General features: G+C 49.3%; 18 protein-coding genes. 7 read left to right on the top strand and 11 right to left on the bottom strand.

What is annotated here, in order from left to right; genetic code table 11:
• Window positions 1-101: 101 nt before the first annotated feature.
• On the bottom strand, window positions 102-1,913 hold the full coding sequence (gene typA, locus ACTHUF_RS00930; protein ID WP_003746523.1) for a translational GTPase TypA: 1,812 nt from the start codon (window positions 1,911-1,913) through the stop codon (window positions 102-104).
• Between the two features lie 419 nt (window positions 1,914-2,332).
• Here typA and bfr (ACTHUF_RS00925) point away from each other — a divergent pair, with 419 nt between their 5' ends.
• Complete coding sequence (gene bfr, locus ACTHUF_RS00925) at window positions 2,333-2,797, top strand: bacterioferritin (protein ID WP_036491023.1); 465 nt, start codon at window positions 2,333-2,335, stop codon at window positions 2,795-2,797.
• 29 nt (window positions 2,798-2,826) lie between these two features.
• Window positions 2,827-3,300, top strand: a complete 474-nt coding sequence (bfr, locus tag ACTHUF_RS00920) for a bacterioferritin (RefSeq protein WP_049349525.1) — start codon at window positions 2,827-2,829, stop codon at window positions 3,298-3,300.
• 121 nt (window positions 3,301-3,421) lie between these two features.
• Here the strand turns inward: bfr (ACTHUF_RS00920) and ACTHUF_RS00915 are convergent, their stop codons facing one another.
• Entirely contained in the window at window positions 3,422-4,537 is a 1,116-nt protein-coding gene (locus tag ACTHUF_RS00915) for a methyltransferase (RefSeq protein WP_440406738.1), read from the bottom strand.
• Between the two features lie 226 nt (window positions 4,538-4,763).
• Between ACTHUF_RS00915 and ACTHUF_RS00910 the strand changes: the two genes are divergently transcribed.
• Entirely contained in the window at window positions 4,764-6,557 is a 1,794-nt protein-coding gene (locus ACTHUF_RS00910; protein WP_440406736.1) for a 2-isopropylmalate synthase, read from the top strand.
• A gap of 83 nt (window positions 6,558-6,640) precedes the next feature.
• Here ACTHUF_RS00910 and ACTHUF_RS00905 read toward each other — a convergent pair whose 3' ends face one another.
• The 5 genes from ACTHUF_RS00905 to ACTHUF_RS00885 form a co-directional block, all read right to left on the bottom strand.
• The gene (locus tag ACTHUF_RS00905; protein ID WP_440406734.1) at window positions 6,641-6,973 is read right to left on the bottom strand and encodes a hypothetical protein; all 333 of its coding nucleotides are present in this window, start codon (window positions 6,971-6,973) and stop codon (window positions 6,641-6,643) included.
• A gap of 89 nt (window positions 6,974-7,062) precedes the next feature.
• A complete protein-coding gene (purE, locus tag ACTHUF_RS00900; protein WP_440406732.1) occupies window positions 7,063-7,548 on the bottom strand; it encodes a 5-(carboxyamino)imidazole ribonucleotide mutase in 486 nt (161 codons plus the stop codon).
• A 79-nt stretch (window positions 7,549-7,627) separates the two neighbouring features.
• Entirely contained in the window at window positions 7,628-8,383 is a 756-nt protein-coding gene (locus ACTHUF_RS00895; protein WP_440406730.1) for a tetratricopeptide repeat protein, read from the bottom strand.
• A 14-nt stretch (window positions 8,384-8,397) separates the two neighbouring features.
• Entirely contained in the window at window positions 8,398-9,066 is a 669-nt protein-coding gene (locus ACTHUF_RS00890) for a class I SAM-dependent methyltransferase (protein WP_070838069.1), read from the bottom strand.
• Window positions 9,067-9,077: 11 nt separating this feature from the next.
• Window positions 9,078-9,263: a DUF3460 family protein gene (locus tag ACTHUF_RS00885; protein WP_003746542.1), complete on the bottom strand. Its 186-nt coding sequence runs from the start codon at window positions 9,261-9,263 to the stop codon at window positions 9,078-9,080.
• A 216-nt stretch (window positions 9,264-9,479) separates the two neighbouring features.
• On the opposite strand from ACTHUF_RS00885, the gene ACTHUF_RS00880 reads away from it, so the two are divergent.
• Entirely contained in the window at window positions 9,480-10,832 is a 1,353-nt protein-coding gene (locus ACTHUF_RS00880) for a polynucleotide adenylyltransferase PcnB (RefSeq protein WP_440406728.1), read from the top strand.
• 104 nt (window positions 10,833-10,936) lie between these two features.
• On the opposite strand, the gene rpoD is transcribed toward ACTHUF_RS00880, so the two are convergent.
• Window positions 10,937-12,889 carry an RNA polymerase sigma factor RpoD gene (gene rpoD / locus ACTHUF_RS00875; RefSeq protein WP_440406726.1) on the bottom strand — a complete coding sequence of 651 codons (1,953 nt, stop codon included), beginning with the start codon at window positions 12,887-12,889 and terminating at the stop codon, window positions 10,937-10,939.
• A gap of 194 nt (window positions 12,890-13,083) precedes the next feature.
• Window positions 13,084-14,856, bottom strand: coding sequence for a DNA primase (gene dnaG, locus ACTHUF_RS00870; RefSeq protein ID WP_315094842.1), 1,773 nt, complete (start codon window positions 14,854-14,856; stop codon window positions 13,084-13,086).
• 329 nt (window positions 14,857-15,185) lie between these two features.
• On the opposite strand from dnaG, the gene ACTHUF_RS00865 reads away from it, so the two are divergent.
• Window positions 15,186-16,622 carry an NAD-dependent succinate-semialdehyde dehydrogenase gene (locus tag ACTHUF_RS00865; RefSeq protein WP_315094844.1) on the top strand — a complete coding sequence of 479 codons (1,437 nt, stop codon included), beginning with the start codon at window positions 15,186-15,188 and terminating at the stop codon, window positions 16,620-16,622.
• Between the two features lie 50 nt (window positions 16,623-16,672).
• Here ACTHUF_RS00865 and ACTHUF_RS00860 read toward each other — a convergent pair whose 3' ends face one another.
• Together ACTHUF_RS00860 and ACTHUF_RS00855 are read right to left on the bottom strand one after the other, a co-directional pair.
• Window positions 16,673-17,659 carry a malate dehydrogenase gene (locus ACTHUF_RS00860; RefSeq protein WP_315094846.1) on the bottom strand — a complete coding sequence of 329 codons (987 nt, stop codon included), beginning with the start codon at window positions 17,657-17,659 and terminating at the stop codon, window positions 16,673-16,675.
• 121 nt (window positions 17,660-17,780) lie between these two features.
• The gene (locus ACTHUF_RS00855) at window positions 17,781-18,755 is read right to left on the bottom strand and encodes a PhoH family protein (protein WP_315094848.1); all 975 of its coding nucleotides are present in this window, start codon (window positions 18,753-18,755) and stop codon (window positions 17,781-17,783) included.
• 100 nt (window positions 18,756-18,855) lie between these two features.
• On the opposite strand from ACTHUF_RS00855, the gene ACTHUF_RS00850 reads away from it, so the two are divergent.
• A complete protein-coding gene (locus tag ACTHUF_RS00850) occupies window positions 18,856-19,566 on the top strand; it encodes an AzlC family ABC transporter permease (protein ID WP_440406723.1) in 711 nt (236 codons plus the stop codon).
• Window positions 19,563-19,871 carry an AzlD family protein gene (locus ACTHUF_RS00845; protein WP_003680717.1) on the top strand — a complete coding sequence of 103 codons (309 nt, stop codon included), beginning with the start codon at window positions 19,563-19,565 and terminating at the stop codon, window positions 19,869-19,871. Before ACTHUF_RS00850 ends, ACTHUF_RS00845 begins: the two co-directional genes overlap by 4 nt.
• Window positions 19,872-19,879: the final 8 nt, after the last annotated feature.

Below are 19,879 nucleotides of genomic sequence, written 5' to 3'. Positions count from 1 at the left end.
ATAAAAGATAAAAGGCCGTCTGAAAGTGTAAAAATGAAATCTAAGATTTCTAAAACACTTTTCAGACGGCCTCAATTTTAAAACGTATCAATCAAACAGAATTAGTCCAGTTTTTTGAAATGGCGGCGGCGTTCCAACTCGCTCAGGTAGCGTTTACGCAGGCGGATTGATTGTGGCGTGATTTCAACCAGTTCGTCATCGTCGATAAACTCAACTGCGCCTTCCAAAGTCAATTTGATAGGTGTGGTTAGGCGGACGGCTTCATCTGTACCGCTGGCACGAATGTTGGTCAGTTTTTTGCCTTTCAGAGGGTTTACCACCAAGTCGTTATCACGGCTGTGGATACCGATAATCATGCCTTCGTAGACTTTATCGTTTGGAGAAACGAACATACGGCCGCGGTCTTCCAAGTTCCACAGGGCGTAAGCAACGGCTTCACCTTGCTCTTGAGAAACCAATACACCATTGTGTCGGCCGGGCATATCAGGTTTAACCGGAGCATAGTCGTCAAAAACGTGGCTCATCAAGCCGGTACCGCGGGTCAAGGTCATAAATTCACCTTGGAAACCGATCAGGCCGCGTGCAGGAATATGGTATTCCAAACGTGTACGACCGTTACCGTCGCTTTCCATATTGGTCAATTCGCCACGGCGGCGGCCGAGTTCTTCCATGACCGCGCCTTGGTTTTCATCCGGCACATCCACAGTCAGGTTTTCGTAAGGCTCGCATTTTTGACCGTCAATTTCACGGAATACCACGCGCGGTTTGCCGACTGCCAATTCAAAACCTTCGCGGCGCATGTTTTCCAACAAAATGGTTAAGTGCAATTCGCCGCGGCCGGAAACGCGGAAGACGTCGGCATCGGCAGTGTCTTCAACACGCAGGGCAACGTTGGTCAGCAATTCTTTTTGCAGGCGGTCGCGGATTTGGCGGGAAGTTACGAATTTGCCTTCAGTGCCGGCCAAAGGAGAAGTATTGACCATAAAGTCCATGGTCAGTGTCGGCTCGTCCACGCTCAACATCGGCAAGCCTTTAGGGTTGTCTTTGTCGGTAATGGTTACACCGATACCGATGTCTTCGATACCGGAAATAATCACGATGTCGCCGGCTTCAGCTTCCTCCAAAGGTACGCGTTCCAAGCCTTGGAAGCCCAACAGCTGATTGATACGGCCTTGGGCGACTTGTTCTTCATGATTCATGACGGCAACGACTTGGCCGGGTTTGATGCGGCCGTTCAGGATGCGGCCGATACCGAGGCGGCCGGTGTAGTTGTCGTAGTCCAGTTGGGAAATTTGCAGTTGCAGCGTTTCGTCCGCGCTGCCGCTTGGTGCAGGCGTGTGTTTTAAGATGGTCTCAAACAGAGGACGCATATCGTTGCTCTCGTCGGTTTCTTCCAATTTGGCAAAACCGGAGAGGCCGGAAGCATAAACGATAGGGAAGTCCAATTGTTCGTCTGTTGCACCTAAGCTGTCGAACAATTCGAATGTTTGGTCGATAACCCAGCTTGGACGGGCGGACGGTTTGTCGATTTTATTGATGACGACGATCGGTTTCAGACCCAAAGCCAAGGCTTTTTTGGTCACGAAACGGGTTTGCGGCATAGGGCCTTCTTGTGCGTCAACCAACAGCACGACGCAGTCGACCATGCCCAATACACGTTCCACTTCGCCACCAAAATCGGCGTGTCCCGGGGTATCTACGATGTTGATGTGGTAGCCTTCGTATTCGATGGCGGTATTTTTAGCGAGAATGGTAATGCCGCGTTCTTTTTCAAGATCGTTGCTGTCCATGACGCGTTCTTCGACTTGTTGGTTGGAACGGAATGTACCGGACTGGCGCAGCAATTGGTCAACTAATGTGGTTTTGCCATGGTCGACGTGGGCGATGATGGCAATATTGCGGATTTGTTTCATGATAATTTATAAGGTTTAGCTGGTTGCTTAAAAAAAAGATAACTGGCAATTATAGCACGATTCGCAAGTGATGACGGAATGGGTGATTTAAAAAAATAAGGCAAAAGCAGTTGAGAATAATTCATAATTAAATTTGATTGATTTTGCCGGATTATTTGCTTTTATTTATGGTTAACGAATGTAAATGTTTTTGAATAATGCAATGGATTCTTAATACTAATGTCAAAAAAATATTATTAAAAACAGGGGATTAATTTTTCAGACGGCCTTTGGGGTGGGTTAAATTTTTTGATAATTGTTTGTATTTTAAATAAAAAATTTGTCAAAACCGCTACTTGTGCATACAATTCGCTCATTCCGTAACTACACACGAATCTTCATTTCGTGATCGTCAACTTTTAAAAGAAAGAGAAAGAATTATGCAAGGCAACCAAGCAGTTATTGATTACATGAATGAATTGTTGTCCGGTGAACTGGCTGCTCGCGACCAATACTTTATCCACTCTCGTCTGTACTCTGAATGGGGTTACAACAAACTGTTCGAACGTTTGAACCACGAGATGGAAGAAGAAACTACTCACGCCGAAGACTTCATCCGTCGTATCCTGATGTTGGGCGGTACTCCTAAAATGACTCGTGCCGAACTGAACATCGGTACTGACGTAATCTCTTGCCTGAAAGCAGACTTGAACACTGAATATGAAGTGCGCGATGCGCTGAAAAAAGGCATCAAACTGTGTGAAGAAGCTCAAGACTACGTTACTCGCGATTTGATGGTTGCTCAACTGAAAGACACTGAAGAAGATCACGCTCACTGGTTGGAACAACAACTGCGTCTGATCGAATTGGTTGGCGAAGGCAACTACTACCAAAGCCAACTGTAATCTAGCGTATAACATACAAGGAGCTGAATATGAAAGGCGATCGCTTAGTTATTCGCGAACTGAATAAAAACTTAGGTTTGTTGCTGATTACCATTAACCAATACTTCCTGCATGCCCGCATTTTGAAAAACTGGGGCTTTGAAGAATTAGGCGAACATTTCTACAAACAGTCCATCCGCGAAATGAAATCTGCAGACGATTTAATCGAGCGTATTTTGTTCTTGGAAGGCCTGCCTAATCTGCAAGAATTGGGTAAATTGTTGATCGGTGAATCTACCGAAGAAATCATTGCTTGCGATCTGAAAAAAGAGTATGAAAAACATGATGCTCTGGTTGCAGCCATCGCCCTTGCAGAAGAGCAACAAGACTACGTCAGCCGTGATTTGTTGGAAAAACAAAAAGACATCAACGAAGAACACATCGACTGGCTTGAAACTCAGCAGGAATTGATTGGCAAAGTTGGTCTGCCAAACTACCTGCAAACAGCGGCGCAAGAGGACTAAAACACAAACCACTGCCAAATATAGCAGTCCCTGCTCCCATCAACGGCATATCTTTACGGATATGCCGTTTTCTTTTATGAAAATGCTTAAAGGCCGTCTGAATGTTCAGACGGCCTTGATTTTATTTTGTTTTCAAACGGTACAGATAGGTAGTTTCCTTGTTTCTGGCAAATGCCAAAGGATCGGATTCATCAATTGCTTTTTTATGCTGTGGCTTGGTTTTCAGAATATCGACGACATCGAGTGAGGCCGTCTGAAAGCATTGGTTTAGGAAGTCTTTATCGCGTAAATGCAAGTGTTCTGCCAGGTCGGAAATAATCAGCCAGGCTTCGCCGTTTGGATTTAAGTGCTGGTGTACGCCGTTGAGGAAGGCTGTCAACATGGCATTGTTTGGGTCGTAAAGTGCAGTTTCAATGGTGGAGGTCGGTTTTGCCGGCAGCCAAGGCGGATTGCAGACGATAAGGTCGGCACAAGTTTCGGGAAATAAATCAACCGATTGGATGCTGACAGCTTTATCCAGGTTTAGACGCTCAAGGTTTGCTGTGGCGCAGGCAATTGCTTTGGAGTTGGTGTCTGTGGCAATGATGTCGGATATGCCTCGTTTGGCCAAAATTGCGGCAATAACGCCTGAGCCGGTACCAATGTCAAAGGCCGTCTGAATATTGGGAGAGATTGGCGCTTGTGCGATTAAATCCAAATACTCGCCGCGCAGTGGCGAGAATACGCCGAAAGGAACATGGATTTTTCCGTTAAGCTGCGGAATGTCTATGCCTTTTTTGTGCCATTCGTGTGCGCCGATAAAACCCAGCAGTTGATTCAGCGGTAAGAGAAACGGTTTGTCGTTTGGTGTGTCGTAAACATCGCACAGGGCGGCGTAGATGTCGGGTGCGCGTGCATTGTCCAGTTGAAAATTCGGTTGGATTTCAACGGCAAGCATATTGAGCAAACGGCTTTGTTGTGCCTGTTTCATACGGTGGGCATGAAAGGCCGTCTGAATATCGGCAGGTACGCCTTTCTTTTTTTCAGACGGCCTGCGGATACGTTTTTTCATTGCGGCCAAGACTTGCTTGGCATTGTGAAAATCGCCAGTCCAAACGGTTGCAGTTTGCGCGTGGGCATTTTTTAAGATTTCTGCTGCGCCTGCTTCTTGTATGTAAACCGCCTGCTTAGGCGGCTTTTGTGTGCTTTCGTTGCGCCATTCGATGTCGGCGCGGTCGGTAGGGATGGTGTGGGGCATAGTGTGTTTCAAATCGGGGAAATAGGGGATTAGTTTACTATATTTAGGATGTGTTCGGTTTGAGAGAGGCTTTTAATAGTCTAAATTAGACAAAATGTATAAAAATTTCTCAATTTTTAAAATTTACACCAATATTTTGATAAAAATAGATTGTCGTTTTGTCTAAAATGAGTATAATGCAAAACCAGAACACAATAATCTTAATCAGATTTGGACAAGGAACATCATGCAATTAGACATTGACCGTTTGGTTGCCTATTTTGGAGGCGTAAACGCGCTGGCCGAAGCCCTGAAACAGCATGACCCGGAAAATGCTGCAACGACGTCGGCTATCTATAAATGGCGTACACGCGGTTCCCTGCCTTTGGCTCAGTTGCAAAAACTGACCGCTTTGGCGGAAGCGCAAGGCAGACCGCTTGATTTGAATGCTTTTTTACAAAAAAACGAATCTCTGGAGAGAACAGAAATGACACAAACCAACCGCGTTATCATTTTCGATACCACCATGCGCGACGGCGAGCAGTCGCCCGGTGCATCCATGACCAAAGAGGAGAAAATCCGTATTGCCCGCCAGTTGGAAAAGATGGGTGTCGATGTGATTGAAGCAGGTTTTGCCGCAGCCAGCCCGGGCGATTTCGAGTCGGTTAATGCGATTGCCAAAATCATCACCAAATCCACAGTCTGTTCGTTGGCGCGTGCCGTTGAAAACGATGTGCGCAAAGCGGGCGAAGCCGTTTCCCCCGCTCCGAAAAAACGTATCCACACTTTTATCGCCACCAGCCCCATCCACATGGAGCACAAACTGAAAATGAAGCCGCAGCAAGTTATCGATGCGGCGGTCAAAGCGGTGAAAATTGCCAAAGAATACACTGACGATGTGGAATTTTCTGCCGAAGACGCCGTGCGTTCGGATTTGGACTTCCTCGCCAAAATCTTTACGGCGGTTATCGAGGCAGGCGCGACTACCATCAATATTCCCGATACTGTCGGCTACTCCATCCCTTCCGTATGGTACGAGCGTATCAGCAACATCATCAAAAGCGTGCCCAACGGCGACAAAGTAGTCTGGTCGACCCACTGCCACAACGACTTGGGTATGGCGGTTGCCAACTCGCTGGCCGCTGTTCAGGCAGGCGTGCGCCAGGTGGAATGTACCATCAACGGCTTGGGCGAACGTGCGGGCAATGCCAGCCTTGAAGAAATCGTGATGGCGTTGAAAGTGCGCCACGACCTTTTCGGCTTGGAAACCGGCATCGATACCACGCAAATCGTGCCGGTATCCAAACTGGTATCTACTATTACCGGCTATCCGATTCAGCCAAACAAAGCAGTAGTCGGCGCAAACGCCTTTGCACACGAATCAGGCATCCACCAAGACGGCGTGTTGAAACACCCTGAAACCTATGAAATCATGACTGCCGAATCAGTCGGCTGGTCAACCAACCGCCTGACTTTGGGCAAATTGTCCGGTCGCAGCGCATTCCGCAGCAAGCTGGCAGATTTGGGCATCGAGTTGGAAAGCGAAGAGGCGTTGAATGCGGCATTTGCACGCTTCAAAGAGCTGGCGGATAAGAAACGCGAAATCTTTGATGAAGACCTGCACGCTTTGGTGTCTGACGAAATGGGCAATATGAATACCGAAAGCTACAAATTCATTTCCCAAAAAATCAGCACTGAAACCGGCGAAGAGCCGCGCGCCGATATTGTGTTCAGTATTCGCGGTGAAGAAAAACACGCTTCCGCTAGCGGCTCAGGCCCTGTTGATGCCATCTTCAAAGCCATTGAAAGTGTGGCGCAAAGTGGCGCAACCTTGCAGATTTACTCTGTCAATGCGGTAACTCAAGGCACGGAAAGCCAAGGCGAAACTTCCGTCCGCCTGCAACGCGGTGACCGTGTGGTCAACGGCCAAGGTGCGGATACCGACGTGTTGGTGGCAACTGCCAAAGCCTATCTCTCCGCATTGAGCAAACTGGAATTCGGCCAAGCCAAGCCAAAAGCGCAAGGCAGAGGCATGATTTAATGTTTTGAACAAGTAAAAGGCCGTCTGAAAACGTTGTAATACGTTTCAGACGGCTTTTTTATTAGACCGAAGAACCAGCTCGATTATTGAAGTTTCAGCAGCCTATCTTGTTCGACGGACAATACGCCGTTTACCTTTTTGAAATAGGCAATGGCATCTTCAATCTTGGTCTTGGAAGACGGACGAATAGCAATGCCGTTCAGATTTTTGTATTCATAAATCAAACTTGCGCCGGAGGCTTTCACTGCTTTTAACAATGGCGCAGAACCGGTTTGTGCATCATAGAAGATAATCAGGTTTCCGGTAGTATCTTGGGCTTGTTGCTGAGATGGAGTAGCGTTTGATTGAGCAGGAATACTTGGGTTTTGGCAGGCACAAAGCAGGGTGGAGAGTAGGACGAATAGCAGCGTTTTCATGATGTTGATTTAATCAATAAACAAGGCCGTCTGAAAAGCGTAAAACGAAATCTAAGTTTCCTTTTACAATTTCAGACGGCCTTAGTCCGTTATGCTTCAGGCAATTCCATGGCTAGAACGGTTTGTTCTTGTTTGGCACGGAAAGCTGCCAATTTTTCAGCCAATTCAGGATTTTCATTGGCCAAAAGTGAAATGGCAAACAGCGCTGCATTGGCTGCGCCTGCTTCGCCAATGGCAAATGTGGCAACTGGAACGCCTTTAGGCATTTGTACAATCGAAAGCAGGGAATCTTCTCCGCGCAGGTATTTGCTGGGAACGGGAACGCCCAAGACGGGGACGGTGGTTTTGGCTGCGACCATGCCCGGCAAGTGCGCTGCACCGCCTGCGCCGGCAATAATGGCTTTGATGCCGCGTGTGCGTGCGGTTTCGGCGTATTCAAACATCAAATCAGGCGTACGGTGTGCCGAGACGACACGCGCTTCGTATTCAACGCCGAATTCTTTGAGAAATTGTGCTGCCTGCTGCATCACCGGCCAATCGCTGTTGCTGCCCATAATAATGCCGACTTGGATCATGAGGAGTTCCTTTTGCTTGAATGGATTAAGGGTAAAAAATATTCAGACGGCCTTAAGGATGACAAGGCCGTCTGAACGTTTATCTTTGTTTCAGGCTGATTGCAGCGCGTTTTGCCGCTTCGCTGTTGGGGAAGCTTTGCATCAGTTTGCGCCATGTGCTGCGGGCAATGTCTTTTTGTTGCAGTTTGTATTGGCACTGGCCGATGCTGTACATGGCGTCAGGGGCTTGCGGGCTGTTTCGGAATCGATTTGCATAGCGGCTGCCGATTTCGATAACGGATTCGCAGTTGCCCAGACGCTGTTGGCTTTGCAGAAGTAGATACATATTGCGGCGGGCAATTTCGCTGCCGTTGCCGCCGTCGGCTTCTTTCAAAATGGCCACTGCGGCGGAGAAGTTGTTGCGCTGATAGTATTTTTGCGCCTGGTTATAAAGGCGCAGCTCGTTTTGTGCGGCTGAATCTGTTTCAGACGGCACGCCGCCGCCATTGGCCAAATAGTTTATTTTCAGCTTGCGGTCGTCCAAACGCTGGGCTTTGGGTTTGGGAGCTAAAGGGGTTGAACGTTTGATGGTTCGCTGTTGTTCCAATGTGTGCAGGCGTTGATTTAATTCTTCAACGGTGCGTTCCAGTCGGGCGATTTGTATGCCCAAGTGGTCAATCTGGGTTTGTTCGTCCAAGCGCGGATAAGGAATATTTTTTTCAGGCAAAGGCTTGCGCGGAATATCCGGCAGGACAAAGTTGGCATTGTCGGCAGGTTGACGGGGATGGGAAACGGCGCATGATGCGGCCAATAGAGTAAGCGGTAAAAGAAACAGGGAATGTGATAATGTTTTCATCAGATTGTGTCGTTTTATTTTTTTAGCAGCAGTGTCAAACCGTCGCCGATAGGCAGGGTAATGGGGACGATGCGTGTATCGTGCGGTAGGTTTTGGTTGAAATGGCGCAGGATATCCAAGCTGGGCGGATCGTTTTCGGCAGCTTCATTCATGACGCGCCCACCCAACAAGATATTGTCGATGGCAATCACGCCGCCACTCCGTACCAGTTGCAAACAGCGTTCGAAATATTTCGGCGTAGGCGGTTTGTCGGCATCGATAAGCGCCAAGTCGTAGCTTTCCGATTCGCCTTGCGCTATCAAATCGTCCAAAGTCAGCAAAGCCGGCTGCAGATGAAGCGAGATTTTATGCGCTACGCCTGCTGCCTGCCATGTTTCGCGGGCAATATCGGTAAAGGTTACATTGATGTCGCAAGCCGTGATTTTGCCGTCTTCGGGTAGGGCGAGCGCCATGGCGGTGCTGCTGTAACCGGTAAAGACGCCAACTTCCAAATATTTTTTGGCATTCAATAACTTGGCCAACCACACCAACATGGCTGCCTGCTCTTGGGCGATGGCCATCTTTCCCAGACGATGTGATTGGGTACGCTCACGCAATGCGGTCAAAACGGGATGTTCGTGCTGACCGATGCTGTTGAGGTACTGCTGTAACGCCGGATCGGTATTGTGGGTGTTGGTCGTCATATCGATACGGGTTAGTCTTGATAGTAGGTGTAAGGTTTTTTGTTGACTTTGGCCGCTTCAAATTCAGCCTGTTCGGCCGGATTAAGGGTTACATCCCACAGTAAATGGCGGTTTTCGAGGCGTTGCGCTTCTAATTCGGGATGGTCGGCCATGAGTTTGTCGAGGAATTGGGTAGCTTCGGATTTGTAGTGGTACATGATGTTTTGCCTGAATCGTTGTCAGACCGTCATTATAGCCGATATTTTTTGTCAATACGCTAATTAATCGAACTTCCATAAGGTATAATGGCACGTCTTTTTTAGGCCGTCTGAAGCCTTTGCTCAATGTTTTGTTCTTTCTACGGCAGTATATTGTGCAAAGGCTTAAGCCGGACAAGTTTCAGACGGCCTTTTTTATTGTGAAAAGAGCTGCTTATGTTAAAAAAATGGCTGCATAAAGTGTTGCCTAAAAAACACGTCAAGTCGTTGCCCGAAAAGGAGATTATTCCGCTTGAGCAACATGGTATCCATGCGGATATGTTGAGCTTTGCCGCTGAGAAAATTGCCAAACGCCTGCATGAAGCCGGTTTTCAGGCTTATGTTGTAGGGGGAGCCGTTCGGGATTTGTTGCTCGGGGTTGAGCCCAAAGATTTTGATATTGCAACCGATGCCACACCGGAGCAAATCCGTAAAATATTCCGCCGCAGCCGCATTATCGGCCGTCGCTTTCAAATCGTTCATGTGATGATTGGCCCCGAAACTATTGAAGTGACGACGTTTCGCGGTGGCGATAAGGTTCAGCAGAATGCGCAAGGCCGCATTATGAAGGACAATACTTACGGCAGCATTGAAGAAGATGCCATGCGCCGCGACTTTACTTGCAATGCGCTGTATTACGACCCGATTAAAGGGGAAGTTTGGGATTTCCATCAAGGCGTGGCTGATGTTGCCGATAAGAAATTGGTGATGATAGGTAATCCTGCCGAACGCTATCAGGAAGATCCCGTCCGTATTCTTCGCGCCGTCCGTTTGTCGGGCAAGTTGGGCTTTGAAATGGAAGAGCAAACGGCTTTGCCGATTGCCGAATACGCAGGCCGTCTGAAAAATGAGCCGGTGGCCCGTCTTTTTGACGAAATCATGAAAATCCTGTTTTCCGGCCATTCCCGTGCCTGTTTGAAACGGTTGAACGAGTTGGGTATTCCCGAAGGCATCCATCCGCTTTTAGATGCCTTGAAAACTGCCGAAGCAGCCGACAAACGTATGATTATGTTGGCTTTGAAAAATACCGATGAGCGTCTTCGTGCGGATAAGTCCGTTTCTGTCGGTTTTGTATTGGCGGCGGTATTATGGCCGACACTAAACGCTATTTGGCAACGCAATCAAAGCCATGGTCAAAAACCTGTCCCTGCGCTGATGGATGCGATGAACACCATGCGCGATACGGTGGAGAAAGGTTGGGGCGTACCGCAAAGATTCTCCGCAACCATGCGTGAAATCTGGCAATTTCAGCCGCAATTTGACAATATGCGTGGCGCGCGCCCGTATCGTCTGTTGGCTCAAGCCCGTTTCCGTGCCGCTTATGACTTCCTGATTTTGCGTAGCGAAGTTGGCGAGGTTGATAAAGAGATGGCTTCTTGGTGGACAACTTTCCAGCATGCCGATGAGGAAACTCGTCAACAAATGACTGCGGCCAATGAGCGCAAACGTCAGAAACAAAGTGGATCAACCGATGGCAAGCCCAAACGTCGTCGCCGCCGTCCGAAAAAGAAAACCACTGAGGCTGAATAAAATTTAAGGCCGTCTGAAACGATTAAATCTTTTGAGATTTGGCTTTCAGACGGCCTTTTTGTATTTCAATAAAAACCGCAGGTCTTTCAACCTGCGGTTTGCTTTTATGATTTGTTTTCTTCGCTGTCGAGGAAGCTGCGGAGGCGGTCGCTGCGGGTCGGATGACGCAGCTTGCGCAGGGCTTTGGCTTCGATTTGACGGATACGTTCGCGGGTTACGTCAAATTGTTTGCCGACTTCTTCGAGCGTGTGGTCGGTATTCATATCGATACCGAAACGCATACGCAACACTTTGGCTTCGCGCGGTGTCAGGCTTTCGAGGATTTCTTTGGTTACTTCGTGCAGGCTGGTGTACATCGCAGCTTCTGCCGGCGCAACGTTGTTGGCATCCTCGATGAAGTCGCCCAAGTGCGAATCGTCGTCGTCGCCAATCGGTGTTTCCATGGAAATCGGCTCTTTGGCGATTTTCATGATTTTGCGGATTTTGTCCTCCGGCATTTCCATCAGCTCGGCCAGTTTGGCGGAATCAGGTTCTTCACCGGTTTCTTGCAGGTATTGGCGCGAGATACGGTTCATTTTGTTGATGGTTTCAATCATGTGAACCGGAATGCGGATGGTACGTGCTTGGTCGGCGATGGAACGGGTAATCGCTTGACGGATCCACCATGTGGCGTAAGTCGAGAACTTGTAGCCGCGGCGGTATTCGAATTTGTCTACCGCCTTCATCAGGCCGATATTGCCTTCTTGAATCAAATCAAGGAACTGCAAGCCACGGTTGGTGTATTTTTTGGCAATGGAAATAACCAAACGCAAGTTGGCCTGAATCATTTCCTGTTTGGCGGCTGAGGTTTCTTTTTCGCTCAACACCATGTTTTTGTTGATTTCTTTCAACTCTTCAATGGAAATGCGGGTTTCGGTTTCCATATTGGCCAGCTCGGCTTGTTTTTCGAGGATGGCGTGGCGGAAACGATCTAAAGCATTTGCCCATACTCGGCCTTTGGCTACTTCTTTTTCAACCCATTCCAAATCAGTAATGGCAGGTAGGAAGTTTTCGATGAAGTAGTCGCGATCCATGCGGACGCGGTCGATACAGATGTCGCGGATTTCGCGTTCGAGTTTGCGGATATTTTCAACGCGACTGCGCAGGTTGCTGCTCAAATTTTCGATTTGGCGTGTGGCAAAACGGACTTCCAGCAGTTTGTTGGCAATGGCATCGCGGTGTTTCAGGTAGTTGGCGTGTTGGCTGCCGTGTTTTTCCAGCTGCTTGATCATTTTGCCGTATTCGCTCTCGATAAAGGCGAAATGTTCCAACACTTTTTGTTTCAGTTCGGCCAAATGGGCGGCGGACATGGCTTCGGAATCGCTGCCAGAGTCATCTTCATCATCTTCGTCGTCATCTTCGACTTCGCTGTCGGTCTCGCCTTCTTCATCGTCAGGTTTGGCATTTTCCAAATGACCCAGACCCAATTCGTTTAATAAAACTTCATTAGGGTCGATGATGGCTTCAACCACTTCATCCACACGAATTTCGTCGTTGCGGACTTGTTCGATCAAAGCCAAAATCTCAGCAATTGAACCCGGGCAGGCGGAAATGGCCTGCACCATGTTTTTCAATGCATTTTCGATTTTTTTGGCAATGATGATTTCGTCTTCGCGTGTCAACAAATCGACTTGGCCCATTTCACGCATATACATGCGCACAGGGTCGGTTGTACGGCCGAATTCGGAATCTGCGCTGGAAAGTGCTGCTTCGGCTTCTTCAACGGCATCGTCGTCGGTCAGGGCGGCGGCATTGTCGCTCAAGAGGATGTCTTCAGCATCAGGAGCCTGCTCGGTTACCTGGATACCCAAGCCGGAAATCATGCTGACGATGTTGTCGATTTGCTCGGCGTCGGACATATCGTCGGGCAGCGCGTCGTTAATTTCGGAATAAGTGATGTAGCCGCGTTCTTTACCCATAATAATGAGTTGACGCAGACGGGCGCGCTGCTCTTCGATACTCAAGGGACGGTTGTCATCTTGGTCTTGGTATTCTTCGTAGTTTTGGTTTTTAGACATGGATTGCTCTCTAGGTTGATAGGATGCCGACGGTTTACGGTGATGTGGCCGTACCTGAAGGCGGAGCAGAGCTTTTTGTTGTGAAATCAGATTTCACTTTAATACTCTGAGGCCGTCTGAAAATATTACGGATGGAGTGTTCTGCGTGTCATGCTTCGCAGCGTGTGTTTAGATTGTTCAGACGGCCTGAGGGGTTAGTTTTGCTTTGCCGTCAAAAGCGACAGCAATAGTCTTTTTTCATTTTCGGTCAAACCGGTTTGAATACTTTTTTGCTTTAAAGTTTCGATTTGACTGTATTTTAATTCATTTAACAACTTTTTCATGCCAATTTGGAAACTTTCGCAATCTTCTTCGTCATCCCCTTCCATTTCTTCAGAGTGAAGGGTCGATAAAAAGATTTGATTGACGGTTTCCTCATAGGGCGAACCGCGCATATATTCAAGCACTTGTGCCGTTGCCGGAATCGTGGCGTGATTCTTGATGGTTTCGGCCAGATTGGCAAGGCAGGCAAAGTCGCCGCTTAACGCCAGATAATCGGGCAGGTCTATATATGAAGCCCAAGCCGGATTTATCAAGAGGCTGCGTATCTGTCTTTGCACCAGTGTCAGCATGGTTGGCTGCTTGACAGAAATGGGCGGCAGTTTGTAACTTTTTTGTTTGACGTGCCGCTTCGGCGCTTCTTGTCCGAGTAACTGGGCGAGGTTGTCAGGATCAATACCCACCAACTCGCTGAGTTTTTGTTTCAGGAGATAGCCCAATGCCGGCGCGGTAATTTGCGCTAAAAGCGGAGAACTGGTTTTGACCAATTCTGCTTTGCCTTCTTGCGTATTGAGGTTGAGGCCGTCTGAAAGATGTTCCCAAAAGTATTCCGATAGGGGCTTGCTTTGGTTTAACAAGGCATCTTCAAATTGCGTCTTACCGTAGGCGCGGATGTAGCTGTCGGGGTCGTGTTCTTCGGGTAAGAATAAAAAATGCAGCGATTTATCATCTTTTAATTGCGGCAATGCATTTTCCAGCGCGCGCCAAGCCGCTTTACGTCCCGCACTGTCGCCATCAAAACAAAAATAAATACTGTCTGCCTGACGCATCAGGATTTTGACGTGTTCCGCCGTGGTTGCCGTACCTAAAGCCGCTACGCCGTAGCCGACGCCGAACTGAGCCAATGCGACCACGTCCATGTAGCCTTCGACCACCAAAATCCGTCCGGCCTCTTTTACGGCAGCACGCCCTTCATATAGTCCGTAAAGGTTTTTCCCTTTGTCAAACAAAGGCGTATCCGGCGAGTTCAGGTATTTGGGTTTGGAGTCGTCCAATACGCGGCCGCCAAATCCGATAACCTGCCCACGCGGATTACGGATAGGGAACATAATCCGATGGCGAAAGCGGTCGTAATGTTTGCCTTCGTTGTTGATGACCATGCCCGTATCCACCAATGCAGTATTAGGATAGGGTTGGAACACTTGCGCCAAAGGCTGCCAACCGTCAGGCGCATAGCCTAAACCATAATGCGCGATGACTTCCGCACTCAAGCCGCGTTTGTCTAAATAAGCCTTCGCTGCCGGATTGAATTTCAACTGTTGCGCATAAAAATCCGCTGCCGCTGCCGTTGTTTCTTCCAAAGTCTGCTGTTTTTTCTTACGGTCGGCACGGATTTCGGGGTTGTCTTCCTGCCCGCGAACTTTAGGCACCGTCATGCCCACACGGTCGGCAAGAAACTGTACCGCCTCCGGAAACGACAGCCCCTGATGTTCCATCACGAAACCAATTGCCGAACCATGCGCCCCGCAACTGAAGCAATGGTAAAACTGCTTGGTCGGGCTGACCGAAAACGACGGCGTCTTTTCCTTGTGAAACGGACAGCAGGCCATATAGTTCGCCCCGCCTTTCTTCAGCGGAACCTGCTCGTCGATAATATCGACAATATCGACTTTGGACAAAAGCTCGTCAATGAAATCAGATGGAATCATGGCTCGGCAGAAGAGGATGGACGGAAAACATTTCAGACGGCCTTATAAACAGACAAAGGCCGTCTGAAAATGGAATTTCGAATGAGGGTCGAAATGAGTTTTGTATTATAGCAAATTGTTGTCATATATGTGTCCTATCCTTTTGAGGTAGAGTATTAATCATCGTATTTCATTCGTAATTAAGATGGATATGATGTCGCTAAAGCAAAGGCCGTCTGTAAGATATTCAGACGGCCTTTGCTGTTGTCTTATTTTGCGATTCAGTTGCGCTTTCATGGTATGAATATGATAATGAACACATATTCCAGATTTTAGAAAGCTAGTTTCTTATGAAAGATTTTGCCCACTTGCTCAACCATCCCGATATTTCCTTTTCTCTGATTCCAGATGCTATTAAAGTTGATAATCCTGCAACAGGTGAGGCTTTGGCGTTTGTCCGTAAGACTGATTCAGACGGCCTGAAGCTTTTGATTCAAAAGGCGGAGGCGGCACAAAAATTGTGGGCGGCAAAAACTGCGTTGGAACGCGCCGATGTGTTGTGGCGTTGGTATTTCTTAATTAAGGAAAACAAAGAAGAACTGGCGCGCATCATGACGATGGAGCAGGGCAAAAGCCTGACCGAGGCGCGCGGCGAAATCGATTATGCGGCTTCGTTTGTGCGCTGGTTTGCGGAAGAGGCGCGGCGGATTGACGGCGATGTGCTGACAAGTGTGAAAGCATCGCAAAAACTGGTTGTGTTGAAACAGCCTATCGGTGTTACCGCTGCGATTACGCCGTGGAATTTCCCGTCCGCAATGATTGCGCGTAAGGCTGCACCTGCTTTGGCGGTGGGCTGCGCGATGATCGTCAAACCTGCATCGCTCACGCCTTTGAGTGCGTATGCGTTGGCCGTACTGGCTTATGAAGCGGGTGTGCCTCAGGATTTATTGCCTGTTGTCAGCGGTCATGCTTCGGAAATCAGCCATGAATTTGCTACGAACCCGACCGTGCGCAAAATCAGCTTCACCGGCTCGACTGAAGTCGGCGCGAAAATTTTTGCCGACAGCGCGGCGGACATTAAAAAACTCAGTTTGGAACTGGGCGGCAACGCGCCGTTTATCGTGTTTGACGATGCCGATTTGGACAAAGCCGTCGAAGGCGCGCTCGCCAGCAAGTTCCGCAACAGCGGCCAGACCTGCGTCTGCACCAACCGCGTTTACGCTCAATCCGGCATTTACGACGAATTTTGCCGCAAATTAAGCGAAAAAGTAGCCGCGCTCAAATTGGGCAACGGCTTGGATGAAGGCGTCAACCAAGGGCCGCTGATTGAGGAAAAAGCGGTAGAAAAAGTTGAGCAACACATCGCCGACGCATTAGCTAAAGGTGCAAGTTGTCTGACCGGCGGTAAACGCAGCGCGTTGGGAGGAACGTTTTTCGAGCCGACTGTTTTAAGCGGCGTTACGGCGCAAATGGCGGTGGCGCGCGAAGAAACCTTCGGGCCGTTGTGTCCAGTATTCCGTTTTGAAACCGAAGCCGAAGTCATCGCGGCTGCTAACAATACAGAATACGGTTTGGCAGCTTACCTTTTTACCTCCGACACCGCCCGTCAATGGCGCGTCGGAGAAGCCTTGGAATACGGCATGGTCGGCATCAATACGGGCTTAATCAGTAATGAAGTAGCACCGTTTGGCGGTGTGAAACGCAGCGGTTTGGGACGTGAAGGCAGTAAATACGGTGCGGACGAGTATTTAGAATTGAAATATTTGTGCATTGATGTAGCGGAATAAGGCTGCACAGTAAAGGCCGTCTGAAATTTGGTTTTCAGACGGCCTTTGTTTTAGAGTAGATCCTGGATGGCTGAACGTTCTTCTTCCAATTCGGCCAGTGTGGCGGCAATACGGTTTTGGCTGAATTCGTCCGACAAGTCCAAGCCTTGGACGATGCGGTAGCTGCCTTCGTCGCAAATGACGGGGAAGCCGAAAACCAAACCTTCGGGAATGCCGTAAGAGCCGTCTGACGGAACGCCCATCGTTACCCATTTACCGCTGCTGCCGAGCAGCCAGTCGCGCAGGTGGTAGATGGCGGCATTGGCGGCGGAGGCTGCGGATGATGAGCCGCGCGCGGCGATAATGGCGGCACCGCGTCCGGCGATTTTCGGCATGAAGACTTCGGTGTTCCAGTCGGGTTCGGTAATCATGTCTTGGACGGACTCGCCGTTGCTGGTGGCATAGCGGTAGTCGGCGTACATGGTCGGGCTGTGGTTGCCCCAGACGCACATTTGCTCGATGGAAGTAATCGGGCGGTTGATTTTTTCGGCAATTTGGCTGACGGCGCGGTGGTGGTCGAGACGCATCAGGGCGGTGAAGTTTTCCGGCGGGATATCGGGTGCGGACTTCATGGCGATGTAGGCGTTGGTGTTGGCGGGGTTGCCGACGACGAGGACTTTGACGTTGCGATGGGCAACTTTGTTCAACGCCGCACCTTGTATTTTGAAAATTTCGGCGTTGGCGTGCAGCAGGTCGGCGCGTTCCATGCCTTGTGTACGCGGGCGTGCACCAATCAAGAGGGCGATGTCGGCATCTTTGAAGGCGACTTCAGGATCGTCTGTGGCGAAGATGTCGGCTAAGAGGGGGAAGGCGCAATCCTGCATTTCCATAATCACGCCGCGCAATGCTTGTTGCGCCTGTGGCAGGTCAAGCAGTTGCAGAATAACGGGTTGGTCGCGTCCGAGCATGATGCCGCCGGCGATACGGAAGAGGGTGGCGTAGGCGATTTGCCCTGCCGCGCCGGTTACGGCGATTCGGACGGGTGGCTTGAGGGTCATATTTTTCCTTTTGAAGTCGTTGTTTTACTTGGTTTTCGGATTATAGCAGTATTATGTGCCGAATGATGTAGGAAGGCCGTCTGAAATTTGATTTTCAGACGGCCTTAAGTATTTGAAAAGATTATTCGTCGTTTTTCTTGTCAGCTTGTTCTTCGGCAGCTTCATAGGCTTCGACGATTTTTTGCACCAAAGGATGGCGGACAACGTCTTCGCTGGTGAAGGTGTGGAAATACAGGCCTTCTACGTCGCGCAGTTTTTCGCGTGCATCTTTCAAGCCGGATTTGATGTTGCGCGGCAGGTCGATTTGGCTGATGTCGCCGGTAATGACTGCTTTGGCACCGAAGCCGATACGGGTCAGGAACATTTTCATTTGTTCGGGGGTGGTGTTTTGCGCTTCGTCCAAAATGACATATGCGCCATTTAAGGTGCGGCCGCGCATATAGGCCAGCGGCGCAATTTCAATCAAACCTTTTTCCATCAGTTTGGTCACGCGGTCGAAACCCATCAAGTCATAAAGCGCATCATAAAGCGGTCGCAGGTAGGGATCGACTTTTTGTGCTAAATCGCCCGGCAGGAAGCCTAATTTTTCGCCTGCTTCGACTGCAGGGCGCACCAAAACAATGCGTTCGATTTGGTGTTTTTCCATGGCATCGACGGCGGCGGCAACGGCAAGATAGGTTTTGCCCGTACCGGCCGGGCCTAAGCCGAACACGACATCGTGGTTGAGCAAGGCGCGGATATAGCCGTTTTGGCGCGGTGTGCGGCCGCCGATGCTGCCGCGTTTGGTGCGGAAATAGTATTGTTGGTCGTGGTGTTTTTCTTCGTGTTTCTCATCTGCGGTTTTGGCTTCGACGGCCGCGAGGCTGATGGCGTTGTCGTCCAAGTCGCCTTTTTCTGCGGCTTCGGCAAGCGACAGCAAGGCACGACGACCGGCGTGTGCCAGTTCGCCCATGAAGGTGAAATGTTCGAAGCGGCGGCTGATTTGGATATCAAGGGCTTTGCCTAAGGCTTCAAGATTGCTGTCGAGCGCGCCGCACAGGCGTTGCAATACGGTATTGTCAATTTCTTCAAACTGCAGATGGACGGTGTGGGTCATATCGGTTTCCGTAATAAATCTATTTTTCCGTATTATACCCTTGTTCAGACGGCATGCTTTATAATACGTCGCTTCTTTTTAATAAACCGTTTCAATTAAAATGAATCACACTGCTTCTCCCCAATCTGAATTTCTGCGTGGTATCAAAGAAACCTCGCCCATGTTGATCGGTCTGTTGCCGTGGGCGCTGATTTTGGGTATGCAGGGTGGGCAGAAGGGCATGAGTTGGCTGGAAATGCTGCTGATGACGGGCATGAATTTTGCCGGAGGTTCGGAATTCGCCGCAGTCAATTTGTGGGCAAATCCTTTGCCGATTCTGCTGATTGCAACGGTAACGTTTATGATCAATTCGCGCCATATTCTGATGGGTGCGGCGATTGCTCCGTATATGAGGGATATGCCGCTGAAAAAGGCGATGCCCGCGCTGTTTGTAATGTGTGATGAAAGCTGGGCAATGGCGTTTGCTGAAATTCAAAAGCGTAAGGCGGCAGGTTTACCTGCGTTCAATATGCCGTTTTATGCCGGCGTGTGCTTTATTTTGTATGTAACTTGGATTGGTTTTGCGGCATTTGGCGCGGCAGTCGGTCCGATGTTCGGCGATGTAGCTGCTTGGGGCTTCGGAATGGCGTTTCCTGCGGTGTTTTTGGTGTTGCTGCGCGGTATGTGGAAGAGCTTTGCGGCTTCACGCCCTTGGTTTGTCAGCCTGATTGTGGCGTGCGCAATCTATTTGACCGTGGACGGCGCATGGTATGTTCCGGCCGGAGCGTTGTCGGGTTTGTTGGCGGCGTATTTGTGGGGAGAGCAAAAATGAAGGATTTGTTGTCGCTGCAATCGTTTCTGCTGTTTTTAAGCATGTTGGCCGTTACCTATTCAACCCGATTAATCGGCTTTTTTGCATTGCGCAACCGTACGTTGAGCCGTCGCGCGCAAGTGGTGATGGAGGCCGCGCCGGGTTGCGTGTTGATTTCTGTGATTGCGCCTTATTTTGTGTCGGACAAACCGCATGAGCTGATTGCCATTGCTTTGACGGTATTGGCCGCCAGCCGGTTTTCGATGTTGGTGACGGTATTAATCGGCGTTGGTACTTCGGGCATACTCGGTTATTTGATGAAATAAAAAATTTT

The organism is Neisseria sp. P0024.S006 (assembly GCF_051956595.1).
Classification (GTDB): Bacteria; Pseudomonadota; Gammaproteobacteria; order Burkholderiales; family Neisseriaceae; genus Neisseria.
Note: the sequence above shows the minus strand (reverse complement) of the source record. Positions and strands in the feature narration are given on the sequence as shown.